The organism is Cupriavidus sp. SW-Y-13, assembly GCF_009793345.1.
Lineage (GTDB): Bacteria > Pseudomonadota > Gammaproteobacteria > Burkholderiales > Burkholderiaceae > Cupriavidus.
Genome location: NZ_WHLX01000002.1, coordinates 543,160 through 558,536, shown reverse-complemented (window position 1 = coordinate 558,536; position 15,377 = coordinate 543,160). Strand labels below are relative to the sequence as shown.

General features: G+C 63.8%; 12 protein-coding genes. 6 read left to right on the top strand and 6 right to left on the bottom strand.

Annotation, left to right across the window (positions count from 1 at the left end; translation table 11 throughout):
* Nucleotides 1-17 precede the first annotated feature (17 nt).
* The 6 genes from GA566_RS18300 to GA566_RS18275 all read left to right on the top strand — a co-directional run bounded on the left by GA566_RS18300 (nucleotide 18) and on the right by GA566_RS18275 (nucleotide 5,043).
* The gene (locus GA566_RS18300; protein ID WP_137923502.1) at nucleotides 18-515 is read left to right on the top strand and encodes a glycine zipper 2TM domain-containing protein; all 498 of its coding nucleotides are present in this window, start codon (nucleotides 18-20) and stop codon (nucleotides 513-515) included.
* A 109-nt stretch (nucleotides 516-624) separates the two neighbouring features.
* The gene (locus GA566_RS18295; RefSeq protein WP_137923503.1) at nucleotides 625-1,152 is read left to right on the top strand and encodes a GbsR/MarR family transcriptional regulator; all 528 of its coding nucleotides are present in this window, start codon (nucleotides 625-627) and stop codon (nucleotides 1,150-1,152) included.
* A gap of 100 nt (nucleotides 1,153-1,252) precedes the next feature.
* Complete coding sequence (locus tag GA566_RS18290; RefSeq protein WP_160473609.1) at nucleotides 1,253-2,533, top strand: SDR family oxidoreductase; 1,281 nt, start codon at nucleotides 1,253-1,255, stop codon at nucleotides 2,531-2,533.
* The gene (locus tag GA566_RS18285; RefSeq protein WP_202126830.1) at nucleotides 2,521-2,985 is read left to right on the top strand and encodes a DUF2269 domain-containing protein; all 465 of its coding nucleotides are present in this window, start codon (nucleotides 2,521-2,523) and stop codon (nucleotides 2,983-2,985) included. The genes GA566_RS18290 and GA566_RS18285 overlap by 13 nt, the downstream gene beginning before the upstream one ends.
* A gap of 53 nt (nucleotides 2,986-3,038) precedes the next feature.
* Nucleotides 3,039-4,355 (top strand): MFS transporter, encoded by a 1,317-nt coding sequence (locus GA566_RS18280; RefSeq protein WP_137923505.1) that lies wholly within the window; start codon nucleotides 3,039-3,041, stop codon nucleotides 4,353-4,355.
* A 28-nt stretch (nucleotides 4,356-4,383) separates the two neighbouring features.
* A complete protein-coding gene (locus tag GA566_RS18275) occupies nucleotides 4,384-5,043 on the top strand; it encodes a LysE/ArgO family amino acid transporter (RefSeq protein ID WP_160474648.1) in 660 nt (219 codons plus the stop codon).
* A 127-nt stretch (nucleotides 5,044-5,170) separates the two neighbouring features.
* Here GA566_RS18275 and GA566_RS18270 read toward each other — a convergent pair whose 3' ends face one another.
* From GA566_RS18270 to GA566_RS18245, 6 genes are all read right to left on the bottom strand, one after another.
* Nucleotides 5,171-6,985, bottom strand: a complete 1,815-nt coding sequence (locus GA566_RS18270; RefSeq protein ID WP_160473608.1) for a tannase/feruloyl esterase family alpha/beta hydrolase — start codon at nucleotides 6,983-6,985, stop codon at nucleotides 5,171-5,173.
* Nucleotides 6,986-7,224: 239 nt separating this feature from the next.
* Nucleotides 7,225-8,889 carry a PHP domain-containing protein gene (locus GA566_RS18265; protein WP_202126829.1) on the bottom strand — a complete coding sequence of 555 codons (1,665 nt, stop codon included), beginning with the start codon at nucleotides 8,887-8,889 and terminating at the stop codon, nucleotides 7,225-7,227.
* Nucleotides 8,890-9,097: 208 nt separating this feature from the next.
* A complete protein-coding gene (gene ybaL / locus GA566_RS18260) occupies nucleotides 9,098-10,816 on the bottom strand; it encodes a YbaL family putative K(+) efflux transporter (RefSeq protein WP_137923508.1) in 1,719 nt (572 codons plus the stop codon).
* A 127-nt stretch (nucleotides 10,817-10,943) separates the two neighbouring features.
* The gene (locus GA566_RS18255) at nucleotides 10,944-11,726 is read right to left on the bottom strand and encodes a hypothetical protein (RefSeq protein WP_160473607.1); all 783 of its coding nucleotides are present in this window, start codon (nucleotides 11,724-11,726) and stop codon (nucleotides 10,944-10,946) included.
* Between the two features lie 150 nt (nucleotides 11,727-11,876).
* Nucleotides 11,877-12,878 (bottom strand): tripartite tricarboxylate transporter substrate binding protein, encoded by a 1,002-nt coding sequence (locus GA566_RS18250; RefSeq protein WP_160473606.1) that lies wholly within the window; start codon nucleotides 12,876-12,878, stop codon nucleotides 11,877-11,879.
* Between the two features lie 36 nt (nucleotides 12,879-12,914).
* A complete protein-coding gene (locus GA566_RS18245; protein WP_160473605.1) occupies nucleotides 12,915-15,371 on the bottom strand; it encodes a CaiB/BaiF CoA-transferase family protein in 2,457 nt (818 codons plus the stop codon).
* Nucleotides 15,372-15,377 lie beyond the last annotated feature (6 nt).

Here is a 15,377-nt window from a genome sequence, read left to right as displayed (position 1 = left end):
CGGGATAGGAGCCGGTCATGCCTTCCACACGTCGCCTCGCATCATTGAACCTGCCGCTTGCTGCCGCATTGGTGGCAAGCGCGCTGCTCACCACAGGCTGCGCCGAATTCGCGCCGCCCGGCAGCGTCTACAGCGCGGGACAAACCTCGCTGCCCCAAACCGTGACGATGGCCACGGTCGAACGCGTGCGCAGCGTGCAGATCAACGACAGCAGCCAGGGCTCAAGCCTCGTCGGCGAACTCGGCGGCGGCCTGCTTGGTGCGGTCGCGGGCAGCGCCATCGGTCACGGCCATGGTTCGCTGCTGGCAGGCGTGGCGGGTGGACTCGCCGGCGGCCTCGCCGGGCACGAAATCGAATCCGCCGTGGACCGTCATCCCGGCTACGAAATCACCGTCCGGCTTCCCGACGGCCGCCTGCAGGCCATCACGCAGCCGGCATCGGAAGGCAGTTTCTACCCGGGACAGCGCGTGCAACTGCTGTGGTCGGAGGATGGGCGGGTACGCGTGACCGCTTGAGCGAGCGGCGATGGCGTACGCCGCAACAACATCGGCGGGAATCTGGGGGTGCGGTGGAGTTGGTAATTTCAGTCTTGACAGAAACAACTGAAGGTATAGACTTCAGCACATGGAACTGAAACCGATTGCCGAACGCTTTGTGCTGCACTGGGGAGAGATGGGTTCGCGCTGGGGTGTGAATCGCACCGTGGCGCAGGTTCATGCCCTGCTCTACCTGGCCGCGCGTCCCATGGATGCCGAAGAAATCACGGATACGCTGGGTGTGGCGCGCTCCAATGTCAGCACGAGCCTCAAGGAGTTGCAGTCGTGGCATCTGGTCAAGGTGGTGCATATCAAGGGTGAGCGGCGCGATTTTTTCGAGACGTCGACGGATGTCTGGGAGTTGTTCAAGCTGATCGTGGCAGGTCGCCGGCAGCGCGAAATCGATCCCACTGCCGTGGCGTTGCGTGAATGTCTCGACAATCCCGGCATGGCCGATGAAGACGACGGCACGCGCGAGCGGATCGAGGACACGCTGAAGTTCATCGACACCATGAGCACGCTGTCCGACGAAATGCTGCGTCTGAAACCCGAGACGTTGATGAAGACGCTGGGCCTGACGGCGAAGATCAGCAACGCGGTACGCAGACGAAACTGAAGACACGGAAACAGCGGTAACGGGCATGGTCAGCCCGTTTCTTTTTGTCGATAGATTTCTGTCTTTACAGAAACAACAGTATTTTCAGGGGATAGCCAACATGGCAACGGACGGACGGCTTCGGATTCTGGTGTGTGGGGCGACGGGCCTCATTGGTCGGGCACTGTGTGCGCGCCTGGAAGCAAGCGGTCATGAAGTATTTCGCGGCATGCGGACGCCGATCTTTGCGAACGACATAGCGATCGACTACACCAGCGACTTCAGCGTCGAAGACTGGTTGCCGCGCGTGAAAGGGATGGATGTCGTCGTCAATGCCGTGGGCATCATCGTGGAGACAGGCGCCAATCGCTTCGACGCCATCCATCACCGCGCACCGGCCGCCCTGTTTCGTGCCAGTGCCGAAGCCGGCGTCACACGGATCGTCCAGGTGTCGGCGCTTGGCGCAATCGACGGTGACACGCCCTACTTCCAGAGCAAGCGCGCCGCCGACGATGTGCTGCGCCAGTTGCCGGTGTCGTCGCGCATCCTGTATCCCTCGCTCGTCTACGCAGAAGACGGTGACTCCGCGCGGATGTTCCGCACGCTTGCCAGCCTGCCGTTGATTCCCGTGCCCGCATTGGGCGATGCCAAGTTCCAGCCGGTCCATGTGGACGATGTCGTGGACGCTGCGATGCTGGCGATTGCATCCTCAACTGCCTCGGCCTCATCGATTGACGTCGTAGGCCTGCACCCGGTTTCCTATCGCGCGATGCTCGACGCCTACCGCGCAGGCATGCAATTCCCGCCTGCGCGCTGGATCACGATCCCGCGCCCCGTCATGACGATTGCAGCCCGCGTGGCGGGATTCGTACCTGGCTCGAAGCTCACAACTGACAACTGGCGGATGCTGCAGTACGGCTGTCATGCCGATGCTGCACCGATGACGCAAACGCTCGGCCGTCCGCCGCTGGCAATCGATCAATTCATATCGCGCAACGACGCACCGGCACTGCGCCAGCACGCTATGGCCGCGTGGCGATTGCCGATGCTGCGCGCCGTGATGGCGATGATCTGGCTGGCAACCGCATTCGTCACGCTGTTCGCCTATCCGATTGCAGACAGCCTCGCGATGCTCCACGCCGTGGGACTCGACGGCACGTTAGCCACCGTGGCGCTTTACGGCGCGGTGGGTGTGGACGCCGCGATGGGCATGGCCTGTCTCTTCTATCGGGGCCGCGGACTCTGGGCGCTGCAGGCGGCAATCGTGCTGGGCTACTCGCTCGTGATCGCCATCGCAATGCCCGAGTTCCTGTGGCACCCGTTCGGACCCGTGCTCAAGAACCTGCCGATCCTCGCCATCCTTCTGATCCTCTACACGGAGCAACCATCATGGAATACCTAGCCATCAAGGTCGTTCACATCATTTCGTCGGTGCTGCTGGTCGGTACGGGATTCGGCACGGCGTTCTACCTGTTCTTTGCCAACCGCTCGCGATCCGTGGAAGCCATTGCCGTCGTCTCACGGCTCGTGGTGCGGGCCGACTGGTGGTTCACCACGCCGGCCGTCATCATCCAGCCGCTGTCCGGTGCCTACATGCTTCATCTGGCCGGGTATCCACTGAACGCGTTCTGGATCGTGGCTTCAGCCGCACTGTATGCACTGGCTGGCATCTGCTGGCTGCCCGTGGTCTGGTATCAGATCCGCATGCATCGCATGGCTGTCGAGGCGCACGCGCAGGGTACCGCACTGCCCGATCTGTACTGGCGCTACGCGCGCCGCTGGGAACTGCTGGGCTATCCGGCCTTCATCGCCATGGTGGTTGTCTTTGCGTTGATGGTGATGAAGCCGATGTAAGGGGCGCGAGTTAGAATGTTTGCCTGCCGCAACAACCTGACATGCCGCCTCCAATGTCATCTACCCTGATGGGCCTCGACCAGGCCATTGAAACCGCTGGTGTCGGTAAATTCCAGCGCCGCCTCTTCGTGATCTTCGGACTCGTCTGGGCGGCGGACGCCATGCAGGTGCTATCCATCGGCTTCAGCGCGCCGTCGATCGCCAAGACATTCGGCATCACGGTGCCGCAGGCGCTTCAGACTGGCACGTTCTTCTTTATCGGCATGGTGCTGGGCGCCTTTGCGTTCGGGCGACTGGCCGATCGCGTGGGTCGCCGGCCTGCGCTGCTGCTTGCGGTTTGCATCGACGCGGTAAGTGGCGTGGCATCGGCCTTCGCGCCGGATCTCACCTGGCTGCTGGCGCTGCGGTTGCTGACCGGCATTGGCGTGGGCGGCACGCTGCCGGTGGACTACACGATGATGGCCGAGTTTCTGCCGAAGGATCGGCGCGGACGCTGGCTGGTGTTGCTGGAGGCATTCTGGGCACTTGGCACGATCTGTCTCGCCGTCCTCGCCCTGGTGGCCAGCGACTATGGCAACGATGCGTGGCGCATCATTTTCTTCGTGACCGGGATTCCCGCGCTGATCGGCATCGTGCTGCGCATTCACGTGCCGGAATCGCCGCTGTTCCTGAATCGCAATGGGCAACCGGACAAGGCGCGCAGCGTGCTCGAACGCGTGGCCCGCGAGAACGGACGCACGGTGGACATCCCGGCACTGCAGGCCGATACGAGCGTCAAACAATCGGTATTCGCGCTGTTCACCACGACGCTGCGACGCCGCACGATTGCGCTCGCGCTGGCGTGGCTGCTGATTTCCATCGCGTATTACGGCGTATTCGTCTACCTGCCGATCCGACTGAGCACGCAGGGTTTCGCGTTCATGCGCGGACAGGTCTTCTTGGTGGTGCTGGCGCTGGCGCAACTGCCGGGTTACGCGCTGGCGGCGTATGGCGTGGAACGCTGGGGACGCAAGCCCACGCTGATCGGATTTCTGCTGCTCAGTGCGCTGGGCTGCCTGCTGTATAGCCTCGGTACATCGCCGGTGGTAGTCATCGGCTCCACGCTGCTGATGAGCTTTGCGCTGCTGGGCACCTGGGGCGGGCTCTACGCGTTCACACCCGAGGTGTTTCCCACTTCCTTGCGCGCAACCGGCATGGGTACGGCAGGCGCGGTCGCTCGGTTCGGCGGACTGTTCGCACCGTCGATCATCGCGCCTGTGATGGCGACCCACTTCACGCTGGCACTGGCGATGATCTCGGCAATGTTGCTGGCGGCAGCCGTTGCGGTGGCAGCGGTCAATGTGGAATCGCGAAACCGGGCGCTGGACTGAAGCGCATGCGCACAGCAAGCTGCGTGGCATGAACCTGCCTGATTTCCTGCCTTCTGCCTCTGCCGTGATGTTGCAAGGGCTCGTATTGAGCCTTGGCCTGATCATCGCCATCGGTGCACAGAACGCCTTCGTCCTGCGCCAGGGACTGCGCCGCGAACATGTGGGAAGCGTTGTGCTCTGGTGTGCCGTGGCCGATGCCTTGCTGATCGCGGCTGGGGTGATGGGGATGGCGGCAGCTCTTGGAGATCGGCCCGGGCTGGCGCGGGCACTGGCGTTCGCGGGCGCGGCATTTCTCGCGTTCTATGGATGGCAGGCACTCCGGCGCGCGCGTCGGCCACAGGCGATGCAGGCCACTGCGGAATCCGGCGCCAAGCGGATCGGCCGTGGCGCAGCGCTGGCACAGGCGGCGGCCTTCACGCTACTGAATCCCCACGTCTATCTCGATACCGTGCTACTCATGGGCAGCATCGGCGCGCAGCAGCCCGCTGCAATGCGCGGCTGGTTCATCGCGGGCGCGAGCAGCGGCAGTGTGCTGTGGTTCACTGCACTGGGATATGGCGCACGCTGGATGGCGCCCTGGTTTGCGCGTCCCGCTGCATGGCGAGTGCTGGATGGACTGATCGGCGTGACGATGCTGGTGCTTGCGGGGATGATGGTGCGGTTGGGGTTGGGCTCCCCTCTCCCATGAAATGGGAGAGGGGCTGGGGGAGAGGGCCGGAGGCTCTGCTTGCCAAAATCGTCGCAACTTGCACTGCTGGCCCTCTCCCCCGCCCCTCTCCCGCAAGCGGGAGAGGGGAGAAAAACAAGCCCAACAATTAAGGCGCTGCCACGCCCTGCGTCTTCGCCGAGTACGGCGTGTAGAAACTCGAACCCGCCCACGCTGCCGTGGCCACGTTATACAGCGCAGCTCCCGAGACGTAGTTCGCACCATCGTGCCAATCGCCTGACCCCTTGTACCTGGCCACGGCCGGGTACGGATACACAGGCCGCGATGCGGTGACGGCATTCGTGGCATCGGTCTGGTACGTCATCACATCGCTGGGCGCGGCCCCCTGCTCCACCCACGCCGTGATGCGCGAAACCAGGTCGATGTTCGGATTGCCTTCACCACCGCCACAGTGGCTGACACCCGGAACCAGATAGAGTCGCGTGAACTCGTCGACGGTTGCGTTGCCCATGGTCCCCTGCATCGCCTCGTAGTAGGCAATCGTGAACAGCGGCGAGATGTGCTGGTCTGCCCAGCCGTGCCACAAGATCAGCTTGCCGCCCGCCTGCTTGAATGCCGAGAGGTCCGGATTGGTGGCATCGTTGAGCGAGTGGTTCGCCTGCAGGTAGTCGAGGAAGAAATTCCCGTCGTGATAGCCGAAGGTGTTGATGTTCGGCATCGTCGGCGAACCCGTGAAGATCAGGTTATACGCACCCGTCACGATCATGTTGCTGAACAGGCCGGTCACCGGTACGGCTGCGGCAGTCGAATTGGAGTTCGGCACTTCCACGCCGATCCAGTTCGCCTCCGAGCCGAACTGCGGCGAGCCCGCCAGCATGCGCTTGCCCGTGGTGGTGTCAAGCGGACCGCTATAGATGCGGCTGGCCGTCGTGACTTCCGCCGCGGTCAGGCAGTTGCTGGTATCCGTTGCACCCGCCGCGCACTGGATCGAGACGGGGTTGAAGTTGCAGACGCGCGGGTCTGCCAGCAGACCGTCCGGCGCACCGCTCGTGCCGCCACACGCTGCCACCACTGCCTGGTGCAGCACCTTGGCCTTGTCGGCATACAGCACCACATTACCGGTGTTGTCGCCGGTCGTGCTATTCGAGATCACGTTCCAGCCGTGATAGAGCGAGTTCTGCGTCTGGAAGTGGGCGGCCGGCGCACCGGCGATGATGCCGTTGTAATCGGACGGATAACGTTGCGCAGCCATCAGTGCCTCGCGACCGCCATCGGAGCAACCCACAAAGTACGCGTATTTCTGCACCTGGCCGTAGTACGCCTGAATCAGCTTCTTGGCCGCAAGCGTGGTGACGTGTTGTCCGCGATAGGCGAAATCCGCCTGCTTCTGCGGATCGGACGACCAAGTTGCATCGGACGAGGTATGCCCCATATCGGTCGCCGCCGTCACGAAGCCGCCCTGCTGCACCAGCGGGCACTTGTAGCTGAAGCTGAACGACGTATCCTGGCTCGGATCGCTGACGCTGCCGCACAGGCCGCCGCAGCCCAGCGCCGCAAATCGTTGTGTCCACGTACTGACCGGCAGTGCCACCTGGAAGGTGTTCGCAGGGGCCAGCGTGCCCTTCACCATGCAGTACTGCACCGCCGCACCGTTGATCGTGGCCGTGGTGACCGTGGCCGACGTGATCGTGCTGCCCACACCACCGATTCCTGTGAGATCGACGCCAGCAAGCTGCGAGCAGTCCACTACGGGCTTGACCACCGCCAGCGTCGTGGCTGTCGTCGTGGTGCCGGCAGAATCCGATCCCGTCGAAGTACTGGTGCCCGATGTGCTACTGCTATTGTCATCGCCGCCACATGCGCTGACCGCGACGGTCAGCGCGCAAATCGCGAAATACGCGAGCAGCGGGCGCACGCGGGAACTGGCGCGCGCACGTAGCCCGCAACCATGTCGGTCTCTCATGGATGTCTCCTTGAATGTTCGACCCGGATCGATGGCAGGGGCAATGCGCCCACTTCCATGCGGTGGTCGTTATGGGTATGCGTCGGCGAGGGGACCAACGCTTCAAGGATGCGCGGACGAGGCGCCAGGCGGGTTGCAAACTGGCAAGCGGTCCGTTGCCGTTCGCTTATTGCGTCGTGGAAAGCAAAACGGCCCGCCCCGGTGCAACCGGAACGGGCCGCCAACAGTCAGACTCGATCTTACGAGCCGATGCTCACGAACACCGGGTTCGAATAGAACCACAGGTCGTTGTAGTTACGCGCGTTGATCGCGTTGAAGCGTGCGGGATCTTCGGCCACCGTTACCTTGGCATCGGGCAGCGGGTTGCCGTTGAGCGTTTCACCGGCCACGTTCATGCCCAGGTTCGTGCCGCGCAGGCGGAAGTACTGATTCCTGGCTGCCTTGAAGGTGTACGTGACCGTGTTGTACCCCTCGCTATCGAGTTTCCAGTCGGCAGACGTGAAGGTGGCAATGACCTTGGTCGAATCATTGGTCTCCTTGCTGTAGCCTGGCGTGCCCACTGCCGCGCGCGGCGTGACATCGCCGGCGATCAGGTCGACGTGGTCTACCGTGGGCTTCACGTTGACATTGATGCCGCTGTCGATCGGATACTGGTAGTTGTTGCGCTCGGGGCTCTTGAAGCGGATGGTGATGGTGACCGTCTCGCCAGCCTTGGCCTTCAGTTCACCGCCCATCTCGGACTTGCCTGCAGCACCCGAAGCGTTGAAGTCCAGCGCATTGATCAGGTCACCGTAGACGGAGAACATGCGGCCCGAGCGCACGCCTTCCAACACAGCCTGCACGCCCGAATACTTGTTCTCCAGCCACACATAGGTCTTGGAGTACTCGCCCGGGAAATAGCCGCTGCTGTTGGTGCCAACGGTCTTGAAGTGGTGGTCCGAATTGCCGACGTTCCAGAAACGGCGGCCATCGCCCAGCAGGGCATCCCAGATGCCGCCGACCTGCGCCACCACGTAATCGACGCCACCGTAGACGCGATTCTTGAGATTGGCATCGACATAGGCCGTGGTGTAGCCACCGCGATCCGGTTCCATCTGGTTACCGACCATGCCTTCCACGGCAAATGCCACGCGCGGCGCCGCATCGTTGAAATCCCGATAGTCCGCCACCGTGTACTTGCCGCTATTGCGCGACGGGTGGTTGATCAGCGCGTAGCTGGTGTCCGGATAGTTGTCGCGCAGCCAGGCCACGGCCTTCACCGCATCCGCATGCGTGGTGTAGGCACGCGTGCCGGCGGCATCCCAGGCGGCGACGTCAGCGGCATTGAAGAACGAAGCGGCACGATTCGTGAAGTAGTACTCGAACTGGTTGGCGGCCTTCGTGGCGGTGGCCAGCGGCGCGCCCGTGAAGATGCCCACGTTCATATGGTCGTGCGTGGGCATGTCCCATTCGAACGCCGAGAAAATCAGCTTGTTCGGATAGCTGCCGTTGGCCTGCAACTGTTTCACGGCGGGAATCTCGATATCGGCCATTGCCTTCGAGAACGCCACCGGGCCGCCTACGATGGCCACGTCGTTGTCGTCGCGCAGCGCCGTGCGCAGGTGATTGGTGATTGCGGTCCAGTCCAGGCTGTTCTTCACCAGCGCCTCGTCCAGCACGGTGACAAGCTTGCTGCGCGCATCGTCGGACTGGGTGGTGTGCACGTGCAGGTCACCCGTGGTCCAGCGGCCCGTCACTTCGGGCGTGGGCGCCGGATTGGTCGGCTGGGTGGGCGTGGTGGTTGCAGGCGGCGTGGTGGTGCCGCTGTTGCTGCTGGTGTTGTCGTCGCTGCCATTGCAGCCATAAAACGCAAAGGCGACGGTCATGGCTGCTGCCATGCCGATTGCAGACTTGAGGTAACGCATTGAGACTTCCCTGATGCTTGAGTTCTGATTGACCCGTAGTGCCGCGCGTCTTCGGCCAGGGGGTCCCTCGCATCAGTCGCCCGCCGGTCCTGCCGCGCTGGCAAGGCTGGTTCTACGGGCGCACATGGTGAACGACTTAGATGACAGGAGAGTGATGACGGCGGAATTCGTCAGCCGCCGTCATCGTTGAAGGCTCGATGCCAGTCCCTCAATGGGCGCCGGCCGCCGCTTCCGCGGGCACGAAACGTCCCAGCACATGGCTGGTCATGCCTTTGGCGAGTTCTTCCTCGCCATAGAACACCGCGCCGAGATTCTCCTTGCGCAGCAGTTCCGATTCATCCTCGCTGTGCGTGCGCAGCACGATCTCGATACCAGGGTTCAGCGTGCGCGCCGTCTCCACCATCGCCCGCACATAGAGCGGCTCGGGCACGGCCACCACCAGCATGGCGGCATTGGCGATGTGAGCCTGGATCAGCACGGCAGGGTCCGCCGCATTGCCCGATACTGCCGCAAACCCGGCCTTGCGCAGGCCCTCCACGCGTTCGCGGTTCTCATCGGCGATCACGAACGGAATGCCCCGCTCCTGCATGGCCTTGGCGATGCGCTTGCCTACGCGGCCATAGCCCACCAGCACAACCTGCCCCTCCAGGAACCGGCGCTCGGTTGTCATCGGCAGTTCGGCGTACGGATCTTCGCGCTGCTCGAGGTCGCGCGCCAGGGCCGAGCGCGAGAGAATCCAGTTCCGTACCGGCTCGATCGCCGCGAACAGCAGCGGATTCAGTGCAATCGAAATCAGCGCACCGGCCAGGATCAGGCTCATGGCGTCTGGTGGCATCAGCTTGAGCGCCACGCCGAGGCCGGCCAGGATGAAGGAGAACTCGCCGATTTGCGCCAGGCTGGCCGATACGGTCAGCGCCGTATTCAGCGGATAGCGGAAGGCCAGCACCAGACCGAACGCGGCCAGCGACTTGCCCACGATGATCACGGCCACCACGGCCAGCACATGCAGCGGCTGCTCCAGCAGGATCGCCGGCTTGAACAGCATGCCGACCGATACGAAGAACAGCACCGAGAATGCGTCACGCAGCGGCAGAGATTCCTCGGCGGCCCGGTGGCTGAACTCCGATTCGCGCATCACCATGCCCGCGAAGAATGCACCTAGCGCAAACGACACGCTGAAAATCTGCGCCGCGCCGAAGGCAATGCCGATGGCGGCCGCCACAACCGACAGCGTGAACAGCTCGCGCGAGCCCGTCTTGGCGATCTGCCACAGCAGCCACGGCAATACGCGTCGGCCAGCAATCAGCATCAGCGCGATAAAGGCCACCACCTGCAGCAGCGTGAGCACGATCGTCATGCCGATCCCGTGCGTGCTCTGCGCATGCCCTTCCGTCGATCCGCCCAGCAACCCCGCCAGCGGCGGCAGCAACACCAGCACCAGCACCGTGGCCAGATCCTCCACCACGAGCCAGCCCACCGCAATGCGCCCGTTCATCGTTTCGAGCACACCCCGGGTTTCCAACGCCTTGAGCAGCACCACGGTACTGGCGCACGACAGCGACAGGCCGAAGATCAGCCCGGTGCCCCAGCTCCAGCCCCACGCCCAGGCAATCAGCATGCCCAGCGCGGTGGCGATACCCATCTGCACCACGGCACCCGGAATCGCAATACGCTTCACGGCCAGCAGGTCACGCAACGAGAAATGCAGGCCCACGCCGAACATCAGCAGCATCACGCCGATTTCGGAAAGTTGGGAAGCGAGGTCGACATCGGCGACAAAACCGGGCGTGCCGGGGCCGATGATGATGCCAGACACAAGATAGCCGACCAGGGCCGGAATCTTCATGCGCTCGGCGAGAAATCCCAGGACGAGTGCAATACCGAAGCCGGCAGCGAGGGTGGTGATGAGGCTTAGGTTGTGATCCATGTGTCAGCGGGGGCAGGTAAGGCGAGAGGCGGCGAGATAACAATGCATCGCCAAATTGTAACTGCCACACGCGTGACGCTCGGCGCGATCACGTAAAAAAACTGTTGGGCCGAACGATTGGACCTAACTATCGGCCGGTATTGTTGTTATCGATGATGGGCCGCAGCAAGGTGAAATCGTTGGGATAGAACGGGGGCACGGCCTGAGGGTCCTTCTGGCGCGCGATCTCCACGAACTTGCGGTCCGCCTCGATGGCCAGCATGACATCGAAGCGCTTGACACCCGCTGCCTTGGCGCGCTGCAACTCCCGCTCGCTCTTGGCGCGATAGGCAATCGTCCGCATAAGCAGGTCATAGAGCAGGCGGGGCCGACGCTCCAGCGCGGCATCGGCTTCCTCGCGCCGTTTCGCCAGCACCGCCTGCCAGAGCGCAGAGTCCGCCAGCGCCGGCGTCAGTTCCACGATAGCAACAAGCTGTTCCTTCTTTGCCGTCGGCAGGTACTGCACGCCCTCGGCATCCAGGAAGGCCCGGATATCCGCCGTGCGCTGCCCGAGCAGTTCCTCGGCACGGGTCTTGGGCTTGCGTGGTTTGTCGATATCCGTCCAGGTGGAGGGAAACTGGCCCATCTGGGCAAAGATGCGCGCCCAGTCGTCGTACTCGGTCCAGGTCCACGCGCGGCCCTTGAAATAGCGCGCATAGACCTGCTCGAAGTAGCCGGCAAGGTTCAGGCCGTCGGAACCGCTACTCTTCACGAACGCCAGGATTTCCTGCGACTCGGCCTCGGAGATGCCCTCCACCGTGGCCATGACCCGCGCAAAGACGCGGTCATAAGAGCCTGCCGTGTCCTGGAAATCCCGGGAACGGCTCTCCGTCCCAGCAGCCGGCACGATTGCCGGTCTGGGCTTGGACACGGGTGCAGGCTTGGATCGCTTCCTGCGGAAAAAACGAAATACTTCCACGAACGCCTCTCTCAATCGCCCGGAGGCAATGCTCCAGCGCCAGGACGCGCACATTCTCGCACACTGGCGCGGCGATCGAGGATGGATCAGCGGAGCCGCTCCTTAATCCAGCGTAATCCCCTCCTTCTGGATCACGGCGCCCCAACTGGCTTCCTCCTGCTCCACGCGTTTCGCAAAGCGGGCGGGATCGATCATCACCACTTCGCCCTGCTGGCTCAAGGCCGCGCGGGCCTTTTCATCCTCCAGAATGCCCTGCATTGAGGAGTAAAGCTTCTGCACGATCTGCGGCGGCGTGCCGGCCGGGGCCAGCAGTCCGATCCAGAACGTGGCGTCGAAGGGCTTGTAGCCCGCTTCCTCCACGGTGGGCACGTCCGGAAGTTGGGCCATGCGTTTCACGCCGCTGACCGCAATGGGTTTCAGCTTGCCGGCCTTGATCTGCGGCAGCGCGCTCCAGGTATCGAAGGCGGTGTCCAGTTCGCCACTGATCACCGCCATCTGTGCCTGCGCCGCCGATTTGTATGGAATGTGCGTGGTCTGGATCTTCGCGCGGTTGTTGAGCATGGCAAAGCTCAGATGCGCGATGTTGCCGGGCCCCGCCGAGCCGTAGCTGATCTTGCCGGGCTGCTGCGCCGCGTATCGCGCCAGGTCCTGCACCGTGTTCACCCCATGCTTCTGCGCCCAGTCCGGGTTGGTGACCAGGATGAACGGCGCTTCGAGGATCAGCGTGACCGGTGCAAAGTCCTTTGGCTTGTAGCCGCCCTTCTTGTACACCTGCGGATTGATCGTGACGCTGCTCGAATTGGTCACCATCACCGTGTACCCGTCCGGCGCCGAACGGGCCACCTCGGTGGCGCCGATCAGTCCGTTGGCGCCCGCCTTGTTCTCCACCACCACGGGCTGGCCAAGCGATTTCGTCAGCCGCTCCGACACCACGCGCGCCACGGTGTCCGTGAACGACCCCGCAGGAAACGGCACAATCAGCCGGATCGGCTTGCCGGGCCAGGCGGCTTGCTGCGCCATGACTGCCCCCGGCATCATCCCGCCGAGCATCAGTGCCGATGCCATCGCCATGCCCCACTTCCGTGCCAGTGCTTTCTCGCTCATCTTTTGTCTCCTTCGTTGTTATGTGCAATACGGATATCAAGCGTTACGGGCGCCCTTGGGCCGCGCGGCCGTGCCTGTGATGCCCTTTGCGTCGAGTGCCGCCAATTGGTCCGGACTCAGGCCAAGCACGCGTGCCAGCACCTCGTCGGAGTGCTCGCCCAGCGTCGGCGCCGGATTCCGCACGGGCATGGCCTCGGTCGTCTCGCGAAACCATGCGGTGCTGGCCGCATAGGGGCCGCCGTATTGGCGTTCAAGCCCGCACCAGAAGCCCCGCGCCACCAGATGCGGGTCCTGCAGCACCTGCCACATGGGCCGCACTACGCCAGCGGGCACGCCGGCACCTTGCAGGCGCTGCATGGCTGCATCGGCGCCGAGCGTGCCGCACCATGCACCGATGGCTTCATCGATCCGGCGTGCCGCTTCCCGTCTTTGCGATGCGCTCGCCAGCCGAGCATCCGCCGCCAGATCGGCGCGACCGATGACCTCGCACAGCGCGGGCCATTGCGCATCGGTGACACTCAGGACCACCCATGCATCGTCGCCAGCCGTCCGGAAGCAACCGTGCGGCACGTTCACCGGATGCCGATTGCCCTGTCTCGGCGCGACGCTCCCGGTGACCGACTGCTCGACGATGAACGGTGCTGCCATCGACAGCATCGCCTCTACCTGCGACAGGTTGACGTGCCGCCCCTTGCCCGTGGTCTGCTGCGCGAACAGCGCCAGCAGGATGGCTGCGCCGGCATTGAGGCCGCCGACCGGGTCGCCATAAGCGTAGGACGTCATCGCGGGCGGGCCATCCGGATGCCCCGTATAGAGCGGCAACCCGCTGGCCTGCTCCAGTGTGCCGCCGTAGGCGCGCGTATTGCTCCACGCGTTGCCCAGGCCGAACGCGGGCATCGATACCATTACCAGTCTCTCGTTGCGCGCACGCAGCGCGGCGTAGTCGAGGCCCAGTTTCGGCAGCACTTCGGCGGAGTAGTTTTCGATGACCGCATCGGCCTGCGCCACGAGGTCGAGCAGCAGCGCCTTGCCTTCGGGACGCGTCAGATCCAGCGTGATGCCCCGCTTGTTGCGGTTCATCAGGTTGAAGTTGCCATTCTTTTCGTAAAGCCGGTCGCGATAGAACGCCTCGGTGAAATGCGCGCCGCGCCACCAGTCCGGGTAACCTGTGCTCTCCACCTTGATGACCTCGGCACCGAAATCGGCCAGCGTGCGCGATGCCAGCGGCCCCGCCCATCCCATCGTCAGGTCGATCACGCGAATACCTTCGAGCGGGAGCTTTCCGGCCGCCGTGCGTTGCAGTGCAGCAAATGGGGGGTGATCCAGACCCGTGGCGCGATACAGCGCGTCGTGAGCGCCCAGCTTCGGCACCTTGCCACCCGGCAGCGGACCGGCCGTGTCGAGCCGCAGCGGCACTACCGGACCTTCAAACGTCACGCCGCCAGTCTCCACCGGCACAAAGGCGCCCCGTTCCCTGTGGACTTTCTGCTGCAGCAGTTCCGCCATGGTCGGCACGAGTACGGCCGGATGCTTCATCTCCCCAAGCATCTCGAACCACTCGCGGGCCGTGCGATGCAACATCGCAGGCCGTAGCAGCGCATCGATCTCGTCGGCGCGCGCCATGCGCTCCGGCCCGTTGCTGTAGCGTTCGTCGCCGGCCAGATCCGGACGACCGATGGCTTCGCACAGCGCCTGCCATTGCGGCAACGTATGCGTGAAGATGCCGATCCACCCTTCGGCAGTCTCGTAGATGCCGGCCGGATGCGTGCCGCAGAAACGGTTCACGCCAAGACGCCGCAGCGGGTGGCGATTGTCCTGCACCATGCCCGCTTCCATCTCCACCACGCTGAAGATCGATTCGTGCGCGCTCAACACGTAGCGGCGGCTGCCATCGGCCCGCCCGATCAACGCCGCCACCGCAGCGGAGAAACTCGTGAGACCGAACACGATCGCACTCTGCATGTCGTGCGGCATATGCGGCGGCCCTTCCACAGGACCACTGCCATGCACCGCGCCCGCCAGCGCGCGGCAAATGGCTTCGCTGCCTTTGTACTCGCTGTAGGGTCCGTTTTCCCCGAACCACGTCAGGACGATGTCGATGGGCGTGTGCCGTGGTGGCGCCGCTTCGGCGTCCGACCAAACGGGCGCGGCCAGCACCTGCAAGCCCTCGCCCAGCGCACGACCATCGAGCACGACATCACAGGTCTGCGCGAGTTGCGCCAGCCACGCGCGATCCTTCGCATCGGCCGTGACACTCCGTTTGTTCGTGTTGAGCCACGCAAACAGCGCGCTCTGCGGCTGGGCACCGGGTATATCGATCAACGGCGGCATGCCGCGCCAGTCATCGCCGGCGGGGCTTTCCACCTTGATGACCTCGGCGCCGAAGTCCGCGAACAGCTTGCCCGCATAGGCCAGCGCGGGACCGGTGCCCACTTCGAGCACGCGCAGGCCGCCAAGTGCGAGCGCATCCAGATCAGGAACCTGATGTGTCATGGCATC

Coding starts and splice junctions, on each gene's coding strand:
- GA566_RS18300 (WP_137923502.1), top strand. CDS start 18: ATGCCTTCCACACGTCGCCTCGCATCATTGAACCTGCCGCTTGCTGCC.
- GA566_RS18295 (WP_137923503.1), top strand. CDS start 625: ATGGAACTGAAACCGATTGCCGAACGCTTTGTGCTGCACTGGGGAGAG.
- GA566_RS18290 (WP_160473609.1), top strand. CDS start 1,253: ATGGCAACGGACGGACGGCTTCGGATTCTGGTGTGTGGGGCGACGGGC.
- GA566_RS18285 (WP_202126830.1), top strand. CDS start 2,521: ATGGAATACCTAGCCATCAAGGTCGTTCACATCATTTCGTCGGTGCTG.
- GA566_RS18280 (WP_137923505.1), top strand. CDS start 3,039: ATGTCATCTACCCTGATGGGCCTCGACCAGGCCATTGAAACCGCTGGT.
- GA566_RS18275 (WP_160474648.1), top strand. CDS start 4,384: ATGAACCTGCCTGATTTCCTGCCTTCTGCCTCTGCCGTGATGTTGCAA.
- GA566_RS18270 (WP_160473608.1), bottom strand. CDS start 6,985: ATGAGAGACCGACATGGTTGCGGGCTACGTGCGCGCGCCAGTTCCCGC.
- GA566_RS18265 (WP_202126829.1), bottom strand. CDS start 8,889: ATGCGTTACCTCAAGTCTGCAATCGGCATGGCAGCAGCCATGACCGTC.
- ybaL (WP_137923508.1), bottom strand. CDS start 10,816: ATGGATCACAACCTAAGCCTCATCACCACCCTCGCTGCCGGCTTCGGT.
- GA566_RS18250 (WP_160473606.1), bottom strand. CDS start 12,878: ATGAGCGAGAAAGCACTGGCACGGAAGTGGGGCATGGCGATGGCATCG.
- GA566_RS18245 (WP_160473605.1), bottom strand. CDS start 15,371: ATGACACATCAGGTTCCTGATCTGGATGCGCTCGCACTTGGCGGCCTG.